This is a genomic window from Enterococcus sp. S22(2020) (genome assembly GCF_020295385.1).
Taxonomy (GTDB): domain Bacteria; phylum Bacillota; class Bacilli; order Lactobacillales; family Enterococcaceae; genus Enterococcus_L; species Enterococcus_L dunnyi.
Genome location: NZ_JACFUD010000005.1, coordinates 203,909 through 224,532, shown reverse-complemented (window position 1 = coordinate 224,532; position 20,624 = coordinate 203,909). Strand labels below are relative to the sequence as shown.

Sequence of the window (20,624 nt, the reverse complement as noted above, 5' to 3'; positions counted from 1 at the left end):
AAAACAGGAACAACCTTATCGTACATCGACAGGTTGTTCCTGTTTTTATTCATCACCGACAGAATGATAATGGTGCTTGTATTTTTCTCTAAATTCTTTAGGTGTCAAATCGTTCATCTTTTTAAACATTTGAGAGAAATACGTACTATTATTAAAACCGATTTGATCTGCGATTTCATTGACATTGTCATCTGTATACAACAATAGATTTTGGGCTTTTTTCATTCGGTACTGGTTCAAATATTGGGAGAAACTTTTTTTCGTTTCTTTTTTGAACAATTGCCCTAGATACATAACGTTCAGATGAAGAGATTGAGCAACTGATTTCAAGCTTAAATCACTGGCGTAATCCATACGAATTTTATCGATCACGTTTTGGACATTTTCAGAATAATCATAAGCAGTTTTTTCTTTTGTGATTTCCTTGATCGTAGATGTCAAAATGCCACATAGTTTATCTACATTCGAGGATCGGTTGATATCATCTAATATTTGTCGGTATTCTTCTTCATCTAGGTGATTGAACCGCCGATAGATATCCATAAACAGCATAAAGGTAATATGTCTAACATCTTCAGGACGAGCCCCTATCTTTTGTGTTTTTGCAAAGATGTCTGTGATCGTCTCCTCGATCGTCGGAAAGTCTCCAACCATCAATGTTTTGTTAAAATTGATGATATCTGCTGACAAATCAAAATCATCTGAAAACACAGCATATAAAATATTGCTCCCGCTTCTTTCATAAAACTTATAACGCTGCAAGGTTTGATTTGCCTTTTCAAAACTATCTGGAACATCTTCCCAATCGGAAACCGTCTCACCCACACTTAATACCCAATCCTTCTCATCTTGTTCCTGCAATGGATTCGTTAAAAGGAGTTGATTCAACAGGTATTTATTTCCTTTGAAAATATGTATCACTAAGCTTTTATCGCCCAAGTTCCGTGAGAAAAACAGCGTTTGCTGTTGTTGTTTCAGCCATTCACTCAGTACATTCTTTTTTTCTCTAGAAACTTCAAAAATCAGAACAGTCCAGTCTGATTTATCCGATAGATCAACGAGCTGGCTGAATGCCTCATAATTTCCTGTTTCTAATTCATCATTGACCCATTGAGACAACAAAACTTCACTGTACATTCCTTCTCTTGTTTCTTGTCTATTACGGGTATCCAAACGATCTTTTGCCTTTCTAACACTTTTTAACAACTCAGATTTATCGACAGGTTTCATCAGATAATTGATAGCTCCCAACTGTAACCCGCCTTTTAGAAAGTCAAACTTCTGATAACCAGACAAAATCATGAATTCAAATTGTCGCGCTTCTTTTTGGGCCGCATCAATGAACTCTAACCCAGTCATCTCCGGCATAGTGATGTCCGTGATCACTAGATCGATCTCCTCAGATTCCATCAAAGTCAATGCTTCTTTTGCATTTCTTGCGGTCGCTCTGATCGCGAATCCTTCTTCTTCCCAAGAGATGATCTTTTTTAAGCCATTGACGATCATATATTCATCATCGACCAATAAAACATTATAGCTCATCTTTTTGCTCCTTTTCGAACGATAATATAATAGTCAGTCCGCTGGGTTCATTTGATACCACTTGCATTAGGAATGTCGGACTAAAATAGGCACGAAGCCGCTCATTGACATTTTGCAGACCGATCGAATCATGCAGCTCAATCGTTTGCTGCTTTAGTTTTTCTTGGATCACAGACAGCTTCTGATCAGAAATCCCCTTGCCGTTATCACGAATCATGATCTCTACACGTTTTCCAACTACTCTTGCTTTCACACTGATTGCATTATCATTGCGAGAAAAATCAATGCCGTGGACAAAATAATTCTCGATCAGAGGCTGAATTGAAAACTTAGGTAACACTAATCCTCTAAGCGCATCATCGATTTCAAAGTGATAGGCGATACGGTCAGGATATCTCATTTGATAAAGATAAACATATTTTTCGCAGAAGCTTAGCTCCTTTTCTAACGTTGTTGTTTTGGCTTGGTCTGTATTATTTCTTAATAATGTTGAAAACGCGTAAACAACATCTGCTAACTCTTCACTACCTTCACTTAACGCATACATTCGGATATATTCCAGTGTGTTATATAAAAAATGAGGACTAATTTGAGATTGTAACGCTCTCATATGAGCATCCTGCTGCTTGATCTCTAATTTATATATATCTGCAATATATTGCTCGATATTATCCAGCATCGTATTGATTCCATTAGAGAGTTCTTTTAATTCAAACTGCGTCATTTTCTCGTCGATCCGTGTATTTAAGTCCCCTTGTGTGACTAGTGCCATCGAATCCATGATTATATCTACTTGTTGGGAATACTTCGTAAAGGTTCGATAAAGTAAATATAATAAAATCAGAATCAGGACGCCGCCGCCAACCACTAAAATACGCAAATCGCTCAGCACAGCTTTCACGATCTTCTCCTTGGAAATAGTCACTAGGATATTAAATCCTCCGACCGTTTCTAAGTGCTCTAGTAGATTTTTTTCCATTAACGATTGAATCGGGAGCTCTGAAGTTTCTTTCATACGCTTTTGGATCAGTTCTTGATCCATTTGTTTAGTCACTTCAGTATATGTCAACAATTGGTACCCTGTTTCTGAAAAAATATAGGCGGATAGTCCATCATAGGTTGTTAAATGCATCAAACTACTTAACATATCTTGTTTGGAAAATTCCACATAAAAGCTTCCAAACACCTCTAATGTCACAGGATGGATCATTGGATACGACAAGTAGAATTTGTCTTCAAGATCAGGCGTCCCTTCTTCTTTCATCCCTCCTTTGTTGTCATTAGTAGACAAATAGTACCCTTCATAGTTATTCAAAACCATGATGATCGATTCAATATTTTCATATGTCGTATAAAAATTTTTGACCTGACTAGGCAAAAATAAATAGTTCCCTGTTTTTAGCTGTTCATCATAGGTGTAATTTAAATACTCAGGAATATCAGACCCCATGTAGCGGTTCAAACTATTGATCTTGTCTTGATTATCTGTCAATCCATTCAGCATAGTCTTGCCTTGTAAATTTTTGTCATTGATCGACCGACTGAGCAGATCGACTGCCTCTTGTGTCGTTGCTTTTCCTCTTCCCATCGCCTGCCAATAGGTATTCATCCCTATACTGACCATACCGACTAAAATCAACGAAGCAAGAATCAATGCATAGTTTTTTAGCAGCCGGTTCAATAACGTCTTTTTATAGATGGACAGAGGAAATCTTTTACGCATAGCCCTCTAAACGCTGATCGATCGTTTGACGCCATGATCTAGTCGCTGTAAAACTCCAAATTTGAATCATGGAAAACGTAGCAAAGAGAAATAACCCTTTATACTTCCATGTGATCAAAAAAATCAAGCCGACGCCAATAGCTATCTTTAGAAGATTCATAAAGCTAGAGAGCGTTGAAATAACAGCCAGCTTTATCAAATTGATCAAATCGATTTCGTAATAGCTATCTAATAATAACGTATATTGAAAAGCAACCAAGCTATAGATCATTCCGAAAACCAAAATAAAATCGATCACCAAGAAAAGGAGTCCTTGGATTTGTACCGATAAAAATAGATTGTATCCCAAAATAAGCAAGAGTATGCCTACCCCATAAAAAAGTAGATTCCCTCTAATCATATTTTCTTTAAAGCTTTGCCAGCCTTCTTTCAGCGTAATGTCTTTATAATTAAATTCATGACGGATGAATAGTTCATTCACCGTCTTAAGTGCTGGGCCTACTCCTGCAATCAGTAATCCGCAGCAGCTGAATAACCAAAAAAACAGATTCAATTTCACAATCACCCAAATTTTGATGAATAACGTTTCTAATGCTTTACCGACCATTTTCTCCGTCCTTTCTAGTTCTCTTCTCTTATAATAAATAACTCAAGCAGATATGCCAACTAAAACACTACTTCATAAATAAGATACGCATTATTTATCCTATTCATTTTTAAAAGAACCAAGTAAAAACGACAAATCATCGAAATCACTTGGCTCTCCAGCTCGCTCTATTTTTTCAAGAACTCATCATATTGTTTTTGCATTTCTGTTTGTACTTTTTCATACCCTGCATTGTCCAAAGCTTCTTTCAATTTAGGGATCGTCACTTCTGGATCAACGGTTCCTGTGTTTAAGCCATCCAGATATTGACTCATGACATTAGCGATATTGCTTAATTCTGTTTTCACACTTGATGTTACAAAATTAAAGCCTAAAATTGGGGAAGTTTCTGCTTTTGCGATCGATTCATCACGTTCTTTGATCATGTCATCTGTGATCGTATCTTGTGTATAAAGGATCTTATTGTTTCCTGTATTCCAAGCAGCTAGATGCGTATTTGGTTTGTATCCATCCAATAATTTGATTTTATCTTCTTTCCCTGAGATTTTCTCCCAAGCTTCGCCTTCGATCCCCCAGACCAAGCCATTTAATAATTCCGGATCGCTATTCAGTTGTCCCAAGACTTCAACTGCTTTTTCTTTATTTTTAGATGTATTTGAAACAACGAAATTAGCCATTTGTGCTTGAGCAGTAGATTTCAATGGTGTCGTGAAAGCTTTAGAAACTAACTCTTGGCCTGCAGCATTCGTCAAAATCGTATCACCATAATCATAAGGGCCTTGCGTTTCTTGACGAACAAACCAAGTATTGCCTTCTAATGGAAACTCTGTGTTACTTGTAGCTGCATCTGATGGGATGTAGCCAGCTTGGTACCATTTATGCATCGTTTTCAATGACTCTACAAACTCTTTATTGTCATATTGGTTGATGATTTTATCAGAATCGCCATTTAGGTCTACAGCAAACGGATATTCGTTTCCGATCGGAAAGTCGAAGTCCCCTTGTACTTTGAATCCTTGACCGATCGCAAAAGCTGCAACATTCGGTTCTTTTTCATGGAAAGCTTTCAAGACATCCTCCGTATCCTGATAAGTTTTGATATCGTCGATGGTCAGATCGTATTTATCTAAATACTGCTTATTGAACGTCAATACTTGCTGAGAATAGACATTTCCATTTACCGGAAACGCATACAATTTACCATCAACTAAATTCCCTTGGATGTAAGCTTCATCCAGTTGATCATATGCATCTTTCGCAAATTTAGGGGCAAGTTCAGTTAAATCTGCAAATGCTCCTTTTTGTGCATTCGGCACATAGTTATCAGCAAAAGCAATATCATAATTTTCGCCTGATGATACAATTACACTCATCTTCTTCTTGTAATCACCCCAGCCGATATACTGAATATTTAGCTTCACGCCTGTCTTTTCTTCTAAGCGCTTATTCGCCACTTCCATCAATTCATCGTAATTATCAGGCTTGTCACCGATCTGATACATCAAAAGCGTATTTTCATCTGACTTATTACTGCTGCCAGCTGTTTTTTCTTTACTTCCGCCTCCACATGCTGTCAAAGCTCCTAAAAGAACCACTGCTATTCCTGCACTTGCGACTTTTTTCCAGTTCTTCATTTCTATTCCTCCTAAATTTATGATCGACACTTATTAAAAACAGAGACGTGTCACTATCTGCGTGAAGCTCTTTTTCTCTCTACTGATTCAACTCAAAAACAGTCTATATTTACACCATTTATAAGTCTACTGAATCTCTTTTTTCTTCAGTAGACTTATTGGATTACTCTTTCACTCCACCGATCGTCAATCCTTTTACAAAATACTTTTGGAAAAATGGATAACTTATCGCGATCGGCAGTGTAGAAATCACGACGATCGCCATTCGAGCAGATTCACCCGGGATCGCCGCCATCCCGCCAGATAATTGGCTGCTGGCGCCAGCATTTTGAGTCAGATACTGAATGTTATTTTGAATCTTCATCAATAAATACTGTAGTGGAACTAAACTATCTTTTTGAATATACAATAGTGCGTTGAACCAATCATTCCAATACCCTAAAGCTGCAAACAAACTAATCGTCGCAATGCCAGGAACGGCTAATGGTAGAACGATCTGCACAAAAATCCGCAACTCAGATGCGCCATCGATCCGCGCTGATTCAATGATCGAATCTGACACAGACCGTTTGAAAAATGTCCGCATCACGATAATGTTAAACGGACTAACGGCCATTGGCAAGATCAATGCCCAAATCGTATCTTTCAACTGCAATAAATTCGTCATAACCAAGTAATTAGCTACCATCCCCGGAGAAAACAACATCGTAATCAAACAAAATACGGTAAAAAAACGACGGAAGGGAAAGTTCGATCTAGAGATCACATACGCATATAATGACGTTGCTGTACTATTGATCAGCGTTCCTAAAACAGTGACTAACAATGTTACCATCAATGCTTGAATGATTTTATCATTCATCTGACCAAACAAATACGTATAGCCAAACACACTGAAATCTTGCGGCCAAAAACTATACCCATTGGCTGCCAAGGCTGTTTCACTACTGAATGAGATCGCCACCACAAACAAAAACGGCAAGATACACGAGAGAGCAAAAACAGCGATCAATAGATTAAAGAATAGATTGACCGGTTTATTAAATGAACGAATTTCTACTTTTGACACGGGCTTTTTCTTCAATGTTTTCACTCCTTCTTAGAATAATGCCGATTCGTTGTCAAAACGACGAACGATTCCGTTGGTGATCATCAATAAAGCAAATCCAACTGTGGATTGATATAAACCAGCAGCTGCTGTCATTCCGATATCACCCGTGGCAGTCAATCCATTGAAGATATACGTATCTAAAACAGAAGTTACTTCATATAAAGCACCTGAATTTCTAGGAACATTATAGAACAACCCAAAATCGGCTCTAAAAATATTCCCTACAGCTAAAATCGTCATGATCGTCATCAGCGGTAATAATTGGGGAATCGTTACATTTTTGATCTGCTGCCATTTGCTAGCTCCATCGACCATCGCAGCTTCATAATAGGTTGGATCGATGCCCATAACAGAAGCAAAATAAATAATACTGTTATAGCCAATCCCTTTCCATGTACCAATAAAGACTAAAATAAACGGCCAGTATTTTGCTTCGCTATACCAGTTGATCGGTGTTCCTCCCTGACTTGAAATCCACTGATTGAAAATCCCTTTATCCGGGCTCAAAAAGGCATAAACAAAATACCCGATAATGACCCACGATAAGAAATACGGCAATAGTGACATCGTTTGATACACTTTTACCAAGCGCTTATTCCGAAGCTCGCTCATCACGATTGCAAAAAATACAGAAATGACAAGGTTCAAAGTAATAAAGGTCACGTTGTACAACACTGTATTTTTCGTAATCAAAAAGGCATCATTGGAAGAAAATAAAAACTTGAAGTTCTCCCAGCCAACCCATGGACTTTCTTTCAAACTTGCAATAAAACCATCTGGGGAAATATGAAAATCCTTAAAGGCTACGACATTGGTCAAAACTGGAATATAAAAAAAGAAGATCATCCAGACCATCGCCGGAACAGCCATTAGGATCAATGCCTTATACCGCCAAATATTTGAAAAGAAAAGCGCACGCTTTGACTTTCTTTTCATCTGCTCAACTCCTTTCTTCAACTTATTCACAACGAAATTATAGCGCTTTCAACTAAAAATAAGAATAAACAAAATATAGTTATTCCTATAAAAAATATAGATACCTCTTTTCCGCAAAAATCCTTTCCGATTGTGTTATACTCAAAAAAACTTGAAAAGAGGGATTCACTGATGGCTATCTATCAAAACACAAAAATTGCAGGAAGCAAAAGCTTGTATATTTCTGGTCAAACGCCAAGTAAAGACGGCTTCACTCCTGAAACGATCTCAGAACAAATGGACATAGTTTTAGAAAAGATCCATGCTGCATTGGAAGAAAATGGATTGACTGTAGAAGAATTAGTAAAAATCACGATTTACCTTACTCATGTTGATCATCTATCAGGAGCTAGAGAAAAACTTGCTGCTTTTGTCGGCAGTTCAAAACCAACAGCGACGCTCGTCATTGTTGCCGGCCTGATCGATCCAGCTTTTAAAGTCGAAATCGATGGAATTGCAGCCTTCTAATTATTTCACAAAAAAGATTGGGGCGTAACTCTGCGAGTTACGCCCCAATCCCTTTAAAAATGACTAGATACTAGAAACGAAAGCAACTACTAGATCACATCAATTTTTAGTATCAAAGATGCTAAAAATCGATGCACTTAGTCCCCAAAGTTGAACACTTCATCTCAACCTTTGTTTCAGTTTTGTTTATTTTGCTTTCATCAATTCTAATGGTGAGTCAATTTTACTTTCAACTTCTTTCCCTTCAAAATGATCATACGCTGCCTGTAAGGCCAATTTACCCATTTCGACTGGTTGTTGTGCAACTGTTGCCCCCATCGTTCCAGCTTCGACTGCTTTGATTCCATCCTCATTTCCATCAAATCCTACAACTAAGACATCTTTTTTCCCTGCTGCCTTGAGCGCTTCGACTGCCCCAAGAGCCATTTCATCATTTTGTGCAAAAACAGCTTTGATATCCGAATTAGATTGTAGAATGTTCTCCATCACACTCAAGCCTTTCGCACGGTCAAAGTCTGCTGACTGACTTTGTACGACATCCAGATCATTCTTTGCGATATTCTCAAATCCTTTTCCACGCTCACGTGTCGCAGAAGCACCGGGAGTTCCTTCAAGTTGAACTACTTTTGCGCCTTTACCAACCTTTTCGATGATGAAATCAGCGGCCATTTCCCCGCCTTTCACATTATCAGAAGCAACTAATGTCAAAATTTCTCCGCCATCAGAACTTCTGTCTAATGCGATCACTGGAATATTCGCCTCATTTGCTGCTTCAACAGCTGGTTGAATCGCAGAAGAATCTACTGGATTGACTAAAATCACATCTACCTTTTGCTGGATCAGGTCATCGATATCATTACTTTGTTTAGAGGCATCATTTTGTGCATCAGAGATGATCGTTTTCGTTTTGTTTTCATCTGCCAATGTGGTGATCCCATCTTTGACTGAAACAAAAAACGGATTATTCAATGTGGAAATACTTACACCGACTTTTAGATCCGCCGCTTTTTTCTCCTCTGTTTTCGTATCTCCTTTTGACTCATTGTCTCCTAAAGTTGCTGCTCCACACCCTGATAAAAGTAACACCGCGGCCATCATCGAAATAAACAGTTTTTTCATGTTGTTTCTCTCCCTTATTTGATTATTTATTTTGTTTTCTATCCAGTAACACTGCAATAATAATGACTAATCCTTTGACGATTTGTTGATAAAAACTCGAAACACCTAATAAATTCAATCCATTATTGATCGTTCCGATGATCAGCGCACCAATCAATGTGCCAAACAAACGTCCTTTTCCGCCAGACAAACTCGTTCCGCCTAATACAACTGCTGCAATTGCATCCATCTCATACGCCTGTCCTGCCGTTGGCTGAGCTGAATTTAAGCGGGACGTTAAAATGATCCCTGAAATAGAGGCCATCAAACCAGAGATCGTATAGATGATCATTTGGACACGATCCGTTTTGACTCCTGCGATTTCTGCCGCTTTCAAATTCCCTCCGACAGCATACGTCTTTTTACCAAATGCGGTTTTGTGCAGAAGAACATATAATAATAGAAAGAAAATCAGCATAACGAAAATTGGAAATGGAACGCCGAATAGATAGCCTTTTCCCATAAACTGAAAAATGAAGCTTTCACCGATCCCTGTAATTGGGTTACCATCTGTATAAACAAGTGTTGCTCCACGATAAATCGTCATCGTTGCCAAGGTTGCAATAAAAGGTGCCATTTTTCCCTTTGTGATCAAAAGACCATTGATCAGTCCCAAAAATGCGCCTAAAACCATTCCAACCAGCATCGCCAATATAGGAGAAATGCCATTTGCGATCAGCCCGGCTGTCAGTGCCCCAGATAAAGCAAGTGTTGAGCCAACAGACAGATCAATACCGCCAGTCAAAATAACAAAGCTCATTCCAAAGGCAATCAACGCATTGATGGACACCTGACGCAGTAGATTCAACAGATTATTCGGTGTAATAAAGCTTGGATTCAATACGGTCACAACGATCACTAAAGCAATCAAAGCTAACAACGGACCTAAAGAACCGAGAGCAAATTTTTTCTTTTTCGTATTTTCCATGATCAGTTTCCTCCTGTAGCTAAGTTCATAATTTTTTCTTGTGAGGCATCAGCTTTCACTACTTCGCCTGCAATCTGTCCTTCTCTGACTACAACGATTCGATCACTTACACTCATCACTTCCGGTAAATCACTTGAGATCATGATGATCGCAACACCGCGCTCTGCCAACTCATTCATCAAAAGATAAATTTCCCTTTTGGCGCCCACATCTACACCTCTCGTTGGTTCATCCAAAATCAAGACTTGCGGACCAATACCGATCCACTTCGCTAGAACGACTTTCTGTTGATTTCCACCAGATAAACTGCTGGCTGGAACCTCCTTATTTTCAGCCTTGACTGTTAACCGTTTCAATAATAGCTCTACAAAATCGTCGATCGTTTTTTGATCCAGTAACCCGCGTTTACTAAATTCATCCACCGATGGCAATAAAATATTATCTTCTAAACTAAAATCAAGGATCAGCCCTTCATCTTTTCGGTTTTCAGTGAGGAACCCAATTCCCTTTTTTATTGCCTCTGAAGGCTTATGGATAGTGATTTTCTCCCCATTTAGCAGAATTTCTCCTAAGTCATACGTATCGATCCCGAAAATTCCCCGCATGATCTCTGTTCTGCCGGAGCCCATCAGCCCTGAAAAGCCAAGAATCTCTCCTTCTTTCACGGAGAAAGATATATCTTGAAACACTCCTTTTGAGCTTAAATTTCTAACTTCAAATTTAACTTCGCCGATTGGATTATTTTTTTCGGGATAAAAATCACCGATATCACGACCAACCATATCATGGACGATTTGATTCACGTCGACTTCTGAAATTTGATATAAGCTGACAGAAATTCCATCACGCATCACAGTGATCCGATCGCACAAAGCAAAAATTTCTTCCATTCGATGTGAAATGTAAACAATTGCAACACCTTTGTCTTTCAACCCGCGAATGATCTTGAATAAGTTATCGATCTCTGTTTCTGAAAGTGCCGCGGTCGGTTCATCCATGATCAGAACTTTTCCATTTGTCATCAATGATTTGGCGATTTCCAGCATCTGCTGCTGACCAACAGACAGCGTATCGACCTGAGCATCCAGTGCTAAAGAAATATGCAGTTCGTCAAATATTTTCAGCGCTTCTGCCGCCATTTTTTTCGTATCCAACAAACCAAATTTCGTCTTTAACTCTCTATTCAGATACATATTTTCCAAAACTGTCATGTTAGAAAACGTATTCATTTCTTGGTGAATAAATGTGATCCCAAATTCCTCTGCTTCTTTTGCGTTTTTAAAGTATCGTTCCGTACCATCGATATAAATTTTCCCCGCATCACGCTTATGCAATCCCGTCAGAATATTCATCAACGTGGATTTTCCTGCACCATTTTCGCCCATCAAGGCATGGATTTCACCTGATTTCAGTTCAAAATCCACCCCTTCCAGCACCTTATTTGTTCCAAAACTTTTGCTGATCGCTACCATTTTCACTTCCATGAGACTGCTCCTCTCACTTTCTAAAAGATTACAGCGGACTGTAAAATCACATTTGCATATGGTGTATCTTCTCCCGTACGGATGATCACCTTCACATCATTGCTCAATTGCTTAAACTCTTCATGAGAAACATACGCAATAGAAGGAAGAACGCCTTTTATTTTTTCATGAAGTTCAGTATTATTTTTCTTGATTTCACTCGCTACTATTGCCTTTTCTACCGCAACTTCTGCTAAAATCAGCTCTAAAACGGAGTAAAAAGAGGGGGTGCCTTGTTTCAAGGAAATATCGATTTCTTTGATATGATCCGGTACAGGCAAGCCGCAATCACTAATAATGATTCGGTCTGTATGTCTTAGATCATCAACCACTTTTGCGATCTCTGAATTTAAAATCCCACGTTTTTTCATACAGTTGCCGCCACCTTCTCATATGCTGGAATCCCGCTTTGCGCGCCTTTTGTTTGAATCGCGATCGCTGATGCGGCATTTCCAAGTGCCAAACTTTTTTCGATCGATAAGCCTTCTAAAATTCCTTTAACGAAATAGCCATTAAATGTATCTCCAGCTCCGGTCGTGTCCACAACAGTGTCTACCTTTTTAGCCGGGACAGTGATTTGTTTTTCTCCATCAAAGAAGACAGCACCTTGATCCCCAAGAGTGATGACCAGTTTGTTCGGATAATTGCGGAGCATTTCTTCTTGACTTTGATTTGGAAATAATAACAATGCCTCATGTTCATTCGGAGTTAAATATGTGACTTTATCCAAGTATCTTTCAGGAATTTCTTTTGCCGGCGCTGGATTGTACAACACAGCGATCTGACGCTCAGAGCAAAACTCGATCAAATATTCGATCGTTTCCATCGGCATTTCATTTTGCAAGACGATCATATCCATTTGTTCTAGTTTTTCACGATAAGATTGAACGACCTCGACTGAAATCAAATCATTTGCACCTGGTACGATAATGATTCGATTATCACCATCCTTGATTTGAATATGCGCTGAGCCGCTCTCAACATTATCATGGGTTTGGATCATCTCTGTGTTGATACCGTTGTTTTTCAAATTATCGATCAGCGACCGTCCAAAAGAATCGTTGCCAACAGCTCCCAGCATAAATACATCTAGTTCTGATCGACTTAATGCGATCGCCTGATTCGCCCCTTTACCGCCAAAAAATGTCTGAAATGCCTCACCAACAACTGTTTCGCCTTGGTTCGGGATTATATTGGTTGTTACGACAAAATCCATTGATATACTACCTATTACTGCTACTTTCTTCATTTTCTCATCTCCATCCAGAATGTGTAACCGGTTACCTATGTCCATACATTAACATCTTTCGACGAAAATGTAAACCCTTTCAGCGTAAACTTTCTCCTTTTTGTAGCGAGACTGGTAAAATTGTTTCACTCTTTCGCTGCTCTTCACCCGTTAAAAGATCGACCATCAACATCGCTGCCGTCTCTCCAATATCATAAACCGGCTGCTTGATCGTCGTTAATTTTGGGTAGGTCATATCAGCAAAAGGAATCCCGTCATACCCCATGATTTGTAGATCTTCTGGGATGTTCAATCCTCTTTGCTGTGCCTTTTGCATGATCTTCAGTGCAAGATAATCATTCGAAGCGATCACCGTATCAACGCCTTGATACTTTTCAAAAAACGTCTCTGAAATTTTATCGACCTCATCCACATTGAACGAACTCGTTTCAAACACTTCATAGGAAAATTTTTCTGCTTCTAAGGTATCCGTCAAGCCCTTTAATCGTTTTCTAGCACTTTCAAAAGATAAGCTACCAGTAATGATCAATAGCTTTTTGAATGCTGTCTTTAAAATCTCTGTCCCAATAATTTGTCCGCCCAAGTAATCATCCGGCAGTACTTTTGTAAAATTCCCTTCATAGACACGGTCGATCCCAACCACAGAGATCCCTTCGATTGGATCGATCGGCAATGCGGTAATGATCCCACTTACGTTATTTTGAATGAATGTCGTAATATACTGCTGCAGCTGTTCTTCTGAATCTGAGGTATTTGCCAAGAGCATCATATAGCCATTTTTGATCAAAGTCTCCTCGATTCCTTTGGCTAAAAGCGGAAAATAAGGATTAGCAATATCCGGTAAAAGTACGCCGATGATTTTTGATTTTTTCTGAAATAAGGAGCGGGCTACTTCATTTGGGACATAATTCAATTCTTCGATCGCTTCAGCGATTTTTTCTCCTGTTTCACTTCTTACATAGCCATTTTTATTGATATATCTGGAAACGCTCGCGACAGATACGCCAGCTCTTTTTGCTACATCTTTGATCGTCACCATTGAAACGCACTCCTGTCTTTTGATCTTATAGGTTTATTTTAGAGGAATGGGGCATAAAAAGATAGTCGCAGCAGACGTCTTTTTTGACTGCAAAAAAAGACAGACCATTGATCGCCTGCCTTTACATGTCGATTAGATTATTCTTTGACACTTTTCAAAATATAATACCCTTTATCCTTTGTCACGATTTCTACATTCCCGAATACATCCAGCATTTTCTTTTCAGCACTGGGTGCACCTTGTTTTTTCTGGATCACGACAGTCAGCGTACCGTCTGTGACAAGAAGCGGATGCGCTTCGCTCAAAATCTCATGAACGACTTTTTTTCCTGCCCGAATAGGTGGATTGCTAATGATCGCTGCATACTGTTTTTCGTGTAGATCCGCATAAATGTTCGATGGATGAATATCTACATTTTCCACCTGATTTTTCTTAGCATTTTCTTGTGCCAATGCAACGGCTCGTTGATTGACATCGATCATTTCGACCATTCTTCCGCTCAACGAAGCAAGGGTCAACCCGATCGGACCATAGCCGCAGCCAACATCCAGCAAACGACCTTCTGGCAATTCTTCCCAATCAAACGCATCGATCAACACTCGAGAACCAAAGTCAACGGTATTGCGGGAAAAAACGCCGCTATCTGTCAAAAATTGAAATTTCTTTCCTCTTAATTCAAAAGACCACTGCTCTAGATCATGAGCAAGATCCGGGTTTTCTGCATAATAATGATTCGCCATTTTCTTCTTCCTAACTATTTTCTTTTGTCATCAGTCTACCTTTTATTTCCCGAACAATCAAGGCAGCTAAAAAGTCGTAGCCTGTTCTAGAAAAATGCAGCCCATCTGCTTGTAAAAACTCATCTGTACCAGGATAAACGACCATTGCTTGATACATGTCGATCACAGGAAGCTGATATTTTTCTCCAATGACTTTTACTCGTTCCACATATGTCCGAATCCGGTCATCATCTCTTGTTGGTTTGCGGCCGCAATCAACATAAGGCGGCGTTAATAAAATTACTTTTTCTGCACCGACTTTTTGGATCATCGTTTCAATATTTTCCGCATACTTTTCTAACGGTACCAAATTATCACTATTCGTATCATTAGCGCCAAAGAAAATAGTGACTATATCAGGCTGCTCAGCCAGTACGTCTTTTTCTAAACGTTTCATCGCATCCTCTGTTGTATTTCCTGGAAATCCTGCGTTGACGATCTGGATATCTTCTAACTGCTGTGCCGCTAGATCCTCCGTGATCAGATTTTGTAAAATCGGCGTGATCGCCTCTTCTCCGTAGCCTGCTGTGATACTATCACCAAATAGAACTAATTTTTTCATTTCTCAGTCTCCTTCCAAGACTTTTTTCTCTATTTATCATACCATTGAACAAGCTATTTTGCCGAGTCAAAGAATTATTCCAGCGTAGTCCCAATTAAAAAGAAAGTCACAAAGAATTTTATTTATAACAAAATAAGAATTAAAAATAACTAAATGAGTTGAAATAATAAAAGCATTGTTATATAATCAACTTCAACTAATTCGTGATTAGTAAAAAATATACTAGGTGGTTAAGATATGAAAAAAAGAAATTGGTTATTTGTTGGTACTGTTATGCTTTCTACACACATTTTTTCTGCTACACAGGTCCTTGCTGTTGAAGAGTCGGAAATCAGTACAACTTTAGAAGTAAATAATTTAAATGATTTAAATTCGATTTTTCCAGAAAATGAACAATGGGAAGAAGAGATGAAAAATGAAGCAAATACCGCTCCAGTTGAAATAGATCCAAAGGCTGTTGGACGTGCTAGAGCAGGTTCATGGTCATGGCGCGATGGTGTCAGATTCGTATGCTTCTAGTCCTCTTTTTAATAACGGTCATGCGGGAATCATGGGTGCTAGTCGCTGGTATACAACAGTTGAAGCTAACCCTAATGACGGCGTACAATTTAAAAGCGGTGACTGGCCTTCTCGTTTTGGTGGTCAAGTATGGCAAGTAGGAGTGAAAAGTACGTCAGTTGCACAAGATAAAAAAGCTGCCTTATGGGCAGAAAAACAGGTGGGAAAAAAATACAATAACAATTTTTTGAATAGAGGTACCAGAAGTACTTTCTATTGCTCTCAGCTAGTTTGGGCAGCATATAAAGACACAGCTAACGTCGACTTAGACACATGGCGCTATGCATCTGCTGTACATCCATTTGAACTTCACCAAACAGATAAAACAACTTTGATTTATAGGAAGAAATAAATATGAATAAAAATGTTTTAAGAAAAATGGGGCTAACCTTCCTATTTTTCTTACTTATGCTTGGCGGATGCCAAAAGAATACTGCTCTAAAAACAAAAGAGTACGATCTAGCTATTATTGACTCACGAAATATCACAACTTTTCTTGAAAAAGACAGTAAACTAGAAAAAGTGGAACAACTTAAACGAACAGATGGTAATCTAAATTTTTGGCGCAATAATTTTTGGAAAATGGATGATCATTACTATACAAAAACCTCTGAAAATCCCAAACTTGAAGTTTCTTTAGCAAAAATTGGTAATGATTTATCTATTGACCTTGTCAAAGCCGAAGGAAATGATGCTTACACTTCAAATGTGGACGGGGAATTTTTCTATACTAGCGCCTGTTTTAGTGATCGAACAGAATTTTATAAGTATGACAAGAACTTGAAACTTAAACAAAAAAAAGAACTCCGTAAAAAAGAAAGTGTCCTAACTAATCAATTGATCCCTTTAGGAGATTACCTCTATGTTTTATGTGATTATACTAATCCTGATGATGGATCGAGTAAAAATATGTTAGTAAAAATGTCGAAGGAATTTGAAGTGGTTGAAGAAACAGATTTAGGTGATGAAGCAAGTGCATATCTAAGAATGGTTCACTTTCAAAATAAACTTTATATTACAGAAGCCAATGCCAGCGTGGGGACAAATGGAGAACCGGGAGAAGCAAATCGAGTGCTTGTGTATGATCTAACAACAAAAAATAAAGAGTATCTCACTTTGACTTATCCTTATCCGATGGAAATATATGTAGATGAGCCAAACGAAAACCTAATCATACGTCACTATGAGCTATATGTAAAAAGCTATACATGGACAGTTTTTAACTTGAAAGACCAAACAGAATCGTTCATTCATTTTCCTGAATATGAAAAATTGGAACAAGAAAAACATATAAACCCTCCATTTTTCACTCAGGATAGTGGTTATTACTATTTTATGTTCGATGATCAACTCACCAAATATGATCCTAAAACAAATACACCTATCAAATTAGACTTGTCAGCCTATGACTTTGAAGATACAAGTGCTTTGATTATGAATAAATAAGAATACACAATAAAACTCTACTTTAAATACTCAGTAGGGTTTTGTTGTTTTATGAAAGATGCTATAATGAGCAAGGAACGAAATGTTGGCTTTGGTGGAGGAATTATGGACGATAAAATGAATTACTACCCCATTTCCAGAGAGGAATGGCAAGGCTTCTATCATAATGGTAAAGCACCGTTGACAGAAGAAGAACTAGAAAACATCAAAGGCTTCAATGACCAGATCTCACTGCAGGACGTGCAGGATATTTATGTCCCATTGACGCATTTGATTCATTTATATATGAAGGAATTCGAGTCTTTGACTGTCAGCAAAGGGTTGTTTTTGCATGAGTATGTCCCTGTTCCGCCATTTATCATTGGCATTGCAGGAAGCGTAGCTGTCGGGAAAAGTACCACGGCACGTCTCTTACAAACGATTTTAGCTAGAACCTTCAAACGCCGCAATGTCCAGCTGATCACAACGGATGGCTTTTTGTATCCGAATAAAGTCCTTGAGGAAAAAGGGATCATGGACCGTAAAGGCTTTCCTGAAAGCTACGACATGGAAAAGCTGATCGATTTTTTGAACCAAGTCAAAAACGGTCAAGACGAAATCAAAGCACCGCTCTACTCTCATAGTGTCTATGATATTATCGAAGGCGAGTATGAAGTGATCCAGCAGCCGGATATTTTGATCGTTGAAGGAATCAACACGCTTCAACTGCCAGCCAATCAACAAATCTATGTCAGCGACTTCTTTGACTTTTCAGTCTTTATTGATGCTGATCCGAAACTGATCGAAAAGTGGTACTTAGAACGCTTCGGCGCTTTACTAGATACAGCCTTTCTTGAACCGGATAATTACTATTATCAATATGCGATCGGCGACCGTGACGAAGCCTTTGCGATGGCGAAGGAAGTCTGGAAAAATGTCAATTTGAAAAACCTGGAGGAATATATCTTGCCAACACGAGGCAGAGCGGATATTATACTTCATAAGACTGAAAATCATATCATTGATAAGATCTTTATGCGGAAGTACTAAGAAAAGTGGAATGAAGCGTTTAATCCACATGAAGATTATCTATTTTCCTTGCGGATTGCTTCATGGAGCTAGATTACAAAGCAATACTTAACTTGATTCTAAAGGGGTCAGAATTTTCCTAGCGGAAAATTCTCCATAAACGGTGTAAAAAGAGCAGGTTCTTCGGCAATTTCCTAAATCATATACAATCCCAAAAACGGATTTTACATAATTTAGTCCAATTGCTCGAACCTAAACGCTTTTTTTACAACCTCTTTTTAGATAAATCTAAATGGATAGGGGTAATAAATGTGACCAATGTTGCCGATTTGACAACTGTCGAAAAAATTATTGTTTTAGACTTTGGTAGTCAGTATAACCAATTGATTACTCGACGTATTCGTGAGTTTGGCGTGTTCTCAGAACTTTTGAGCCACCGAATCACAGCGGATGAAATTCGCGAAATGGCTCCTAAAGGAATTATTTTCTCTGGCGGACCTAATAGTGTGTATGACGAAAATGCCTTCCAGATCGATCCTGAAATTTATGAGCTGGGGATTCCAATTTTAGGTATTTGCTACGGTATGCAATTGATGATGCATAATCTAGGTGGAAAAGTTGAGCCTGCTGGTGAACTTTCCGGCAACCGTGAATATGGTAAATCAGAGCTATCTCTTTTGATCCCTGATTCACCGATCTTCAAAGGAACACCTGAAAAACAAATCGCTTGGATGAGTCATGGCGACTTAGTTGCCGCTATTCCTGATAGCTTTGAAACGGTTGGGACTAGTTCAGATTGTCCGTTTGCTGCAGTGCAAGATACAGCTCGTAATCTTTACGGTGTGCAGTTCCACCCAGAAGTTCGTCATTCTGAATATGGGAACGATTTATTGCGTCACTTTACCTTTGATATTTGTCATTGTGAAGGCGACTGGACAATGGACAACTTCATCGATATGCAAATCAACAACATCCGTGAACAAGTCGGCGATAAAAAAGTGCTTCTTGGCCTTTCAGGCGGCGTGGATTCAAGCGTTGTTGGGGTACTTTTACAAAAAGCAATCGGTGATCAATTGACATGTATTTTTGTGGATCATGGTTTATTACGTAAAGGCGAAGCAGAACAAGTAATGGATAGTTTAGCTGGTAAATTTGGCTTGAACATTATTAAAGTAGATGCGAAAAAACGTTTCTTAGATAAATTAACTGGCGTATCTGATCCAGAAGAAAAACGTAAAATCATTGGAAATGAATTTGTTTATGTCTTCGATGATGAAGCAACAAAACTTGATGGGATCGACTTCCTAGCACAAGGTACCCTTTATACAGATATCGTAGAAAGCGGCACTGAAACAGCACAAACGATCAAATCTCACCATAACGTGGGCGGATTGCCGGAAGATATGCAATTTGAATTGATCGAACCGTTGAATACGTTATTTAAAGATGAAGTTCGTGCATTAGGAATCGAATTAGGCATGCCAGAAGCACTTGTTTGGCGCCAACCATTCCCTGGTCCTGGTTTAGGGATTCGTGTGCTTGGTGAAATTACGGAAGAAAAATTAGAAATCGTGCGTGATTCTGATGCGATTTTACGTGAAGAAATTGCCAATGCTGGTTTAGATCGTGATATTTGGCAGTATTTTACTGTGTTACCTGGCATCCGTAGTGTGGGTGTGATGGGTGATGGTCGTACGTATGATTATACTGTGGGCATTCGTGCAGTGACTTCGATCGATGGGATGACAGCTGATTTTGCGAGAATTCCTTGGGATGTTTTGCAGAAGATTTCTGTGAGGATCGTGAATGAAGTGGCTCATGTAAATCGCATTGTTTATGATATTACGAGTAAGCCACCTGCTACTGTGGAGTGGGAATAAAGTATTTTCATCACTTGATGTGTAAACGTTGATTTAACAGGATTTGACAGGTTATAAAATGGATTGAAATGTAATAAATTGATATGGTTTTCCGCCAAAATCCCGCCAAGGATTTTGGCGGGATTTTTTGTGGTGATTAAAACAATTGGTAATGTCTCTCTATTATTAGTAAATTTTATCAATATTTTGGGATATAGCTATAAAATAGTAAGGTTATCTAAAAAATGATGATACTCGAAGGCTAACTCAATTAAAATAGATACATTTCATGATTTATTTTAATAAAGATTGTTTACTAATTATCAGTGCACTAATACATAAAAAACACTCTCCAAACCTTGGAAAGTAGCCAAATCTTTTAATGTATAGATGGCATGTTGACAACTAGTAAACAGTGTTCTGTATTTTTCTTAAGAAACTGTTATTTAGTTTTA

Annotated in this window: 20 protein-coding genes; 6 read left to right on the top strand and 14 right to left on the bottom strand. The window is 38.5% G+C overall.

What is annotated here, in order from left to right:
- Positions 1-45 precede the first annotated feature (45 nt).
- The 6 genes from H3T55_RS12150 to H3T55_RS12125 form a co-directional block, all read right to left on the bottom strand.
- Positions 46-1,542 carry a response regulator transcription factor gene (locus H3T55_RS12150; RefSeq protein WP_087641978.1) on the bottom strand — a complete coding sequence of 499 codons (1,497 nt, stop codon included), beginning with the start codon at positions 1,540-1,542 and terminating at the stop codon, positions 46-48.
- The gene (locus tag H3T55_RS12145) at positions 1,532-3,265 is read right to left on the bottom strand and encodes a sensor histidine kinase (protein WP_225534689.1); all 1,734 of its coding nucleotides are present in this window, start codon (positions 3,263-3,265) and stop codon (positions 1,532-1,534) included. Before H3T55_RS12145 ends, H3T55_RS12150 begins: the two co-directional genes overlap by 11 nt.
- Positions 3,258-3,872, bottom strand: a complete 615-nt coding sequence (locus H3T55_RS12140; RefSeq protein ID WP_087641976.1) for a YesL family protein — start codon at positions 3,870-3,872, stop codon at positions 3,258-3,260. Before H3T55_RS12140 ends, H3T55_RS12145 begins: the two co-directional genes overlap by 8 nt.
- 167 nt (positions 3,873-4,039) lie before the next feature.
- The gene (locus H3T55_RS12135) at positions 4,040-5,506 is read right to left on the bottom strand and encodes an ABC transporter substrate-binding protein (RefSeq protein ID WP_225534688.1); all 1,467 of its coding nucleotides are present in this window, start codon (positions 5,504-5,506) and stop codon (positions 4,040-4,042) included.
- 163 nt (positions 5,507-5,669) lie between these two features.
- Positions 5,670-6,590, bottom strand: a complete 921-nt coding sequence (locus tag H3T55_RS12130; RefSeq protein ID WP_087641974.1) for a carbohydrate ABC transporter permease — start codon at positions 6,588-6,590, stop codon at positions 5,670-5,672.
- Between the two features lie 15 nt (positions 6,591-6,605).
- A complete protein-coding gene (locus tag H3T55_RS12125; protein WP_087641973.1) occupies positions 6,606-7,553 on the bottom strand; it encodes an ABC transporter permease in 948 nt (315 codons plus the stop codon).
- 171 nt (positions 7,554-7,724) lie between these two features.
- Here H3T55_RS12125 and H3T55_RS12120 point away from each other — a divergent pair, with 171 nt between their 5' ends.
- Positions 7,725-8,060, top strand: coding sequence for a RidA family protein (locus tag H3T55_RS12120; protein WP_225534687.1), 336 nt, complete (start codon positions 7,725-7,727; stop codon positions 8,058-8,060).
- 186 nt (positions 8,061-8,246) lie between these two features.
- Here H3T55_RS12120 and H3T55_RS12115 read toward each other — a convergent pair whose 3' ends face one another.
- The 8 genes from H3T55_RS12115 to H3T55_RS12080 form a co-directional block, all read right to left on the bottom strand.
- Positions 8,247-9,179 carry a D-ribose ABC transporter substrate-binding protein gene (locus tag H3T55_RS12115; protein ID WP_225534686.1) on the bottom strand — a complete coding sequence of 311 codons (933 nt, stop codon included), beginning with the start codon at positions 9,177-9,179 and terminating at the stop codon, positions 8,247-8,249.
- A 22-nt stretch (positions 9,180-9,201) separates the two neighbouring features.
- The gene (locus H3T55_RS12110) at positions 9,202-10,146 is read right to left on the bottom strand and encodes an ABC transporter permease (protein ID WP_225534685.1); all 945 of its coding nucleotides are present in this window, start codon (positions 10,144-10,146) and stop codon (positions 9,202-9,204) included.
- 2 nt (positions 10,147-10,148) lie between these two features.
- Positions 10,149-11,630, bottom strand: a complete 1,482-nt coding sequence (locus H3T55_RS12105; RefSeq protein WP_225534684.1) for a sugar ABC transporter ATP-binding protein — start codon at positions 11,628-11,630, stop codon at positions 10,149-10,151.
- A gap of 20 nt (positions 11,631-11,650) precedes the next feature.
- Positions 11,651-12,040: a D-ribose pyranase gene (rbsD, locus tag H3T55_RS12100; protein WP_225534683.1), complete on the bottom strand. Its 390-nt coding sequence runs from the start codon at positions 12,038-12,040 to the stop codon at positions 11,651-11,653.
- Positions 12,037-12,918 (bottom strand): ribokinase, encoded by an 882-nt coding sequence (gene rbsK / locus H3T55_RS12095; RefSeq protein WP_225534682.1) that lies wholly within the window; start codon positions 12,916-12,918, stop codon positions 12,037-12,039. Before rbsK ends, rbsD begins: the two co-directional genes overlap by 4 nt.
- A gap of 79 nt (positions 12,919-12,997) precedes the next feature.
- Positions 12,998-13,957, bottom strand: a complete 960-nt coding sequence (locus H3T55_RS12090; RefSeq protein WP_225534681.1) for a LacI family DNA-binding transcriptional regulator — start codon at positions 13,955-13,957, stop codon at positions 12,998-13,000.
- A gap of 137 nt (positions 13,958-14,094) precedes the next feature.
- A complete protein-coding gene (locus H3T55_RS12085; RefSeq protein WP_225534680.1) occupies positions 14,095-14,697 on the bottom strand; it encodes a class I SAM-dependent methyltransferase in 603 nt (200 codons plus the stop codon).
- 10 nt (positions 14,698-14,707) lie between these two features.
- Complete coding sequence (locus H3T55_RS12080) at positions 14,708-15,298, bottom strand: SGNH/GDSL hydrolase family protein (RefSeq protein WP_225534679.1); 591 nt, start codon at positions 15,296-15,298, stop codon at positions 14,708-14,710.
- 237 nt (positions 15,299-15,535) lie between these two features.
- Here H3T55_RS12080 and H3T55_RS12075 point away from each other — a divergent pair, with 237 nt between their 5' ends.
- The 5 genes from H3T55_RS12075 (at position 15,536) to guaA (ending at position 20,190) form a co-directional block, all read left to right on the top strand.
- Positions 15,536-15,817, top strand: a complete 282-nt coding sequence (locus H3T55_RS12075) for a hypothetical protein (RefSeq protein ID WP_225534678.1) — start codon at positions 15,536-15,538, stop codon at positions 15,815-15,817.
- The gene (locus tag H3T55_RS12070) at positions 15,762-16,208 is read left to right on the top strand and encodes a YiiX/YebB-like N1pC/P60 family cysteine hydrolase (RefSeq protein WP_225534677.1); all 447 of its coding nucleotides are present in this window, start codon (positions 15,762-15,764) and stop codon (positions 16,206-16,208) included. The genes H3T55_RS12075 and H3T55_RS12070 overlap by 56 nt, the downstream gene beginning before the upstream one ends.
- Positions 16,209-16,210: 2 nt before the next feature.
- The gene (locus tag H3T55_RS12065) at positions 16,211-17,302 is read left to right on the top strand and encodes a hypothetical protein (RefSeq protein WP_225534676.1); all 1,092 of its coding nucleotides are present in this window, start codon (positions 16,211-16,213) and stop codon (positions 17,300-17,302) included.
- 105 nt (positions 17,303-17,407) lie between these two features.
- Positions 17,408-18,331 (top strand): type I pantothenate kinase, encoded by a 924-nt coding sequence (gene coaA / locus H3T55_RS12060; protein WP_087641963.1) that lies wholly within the window; start codon positions 17,408-17,410, stop codon positions 18,329-18,331.
- Between the two features lie 290 nt (positions 18,332-18,621).
- Positions 18,622-20,190, top strand: a complete 1,569-nt coding sequence (guaA, locus tag H3T55_RS12055) for a glutamine-hydrolyzing GMP synthase (RefSeq protein ID WP_225534675.1) — start codon at positions 18,622-18,624, stop codon at positions 20,188-20,190.
- Positions 20,191-20,624 lie beyond the last annotated feature (434 nt).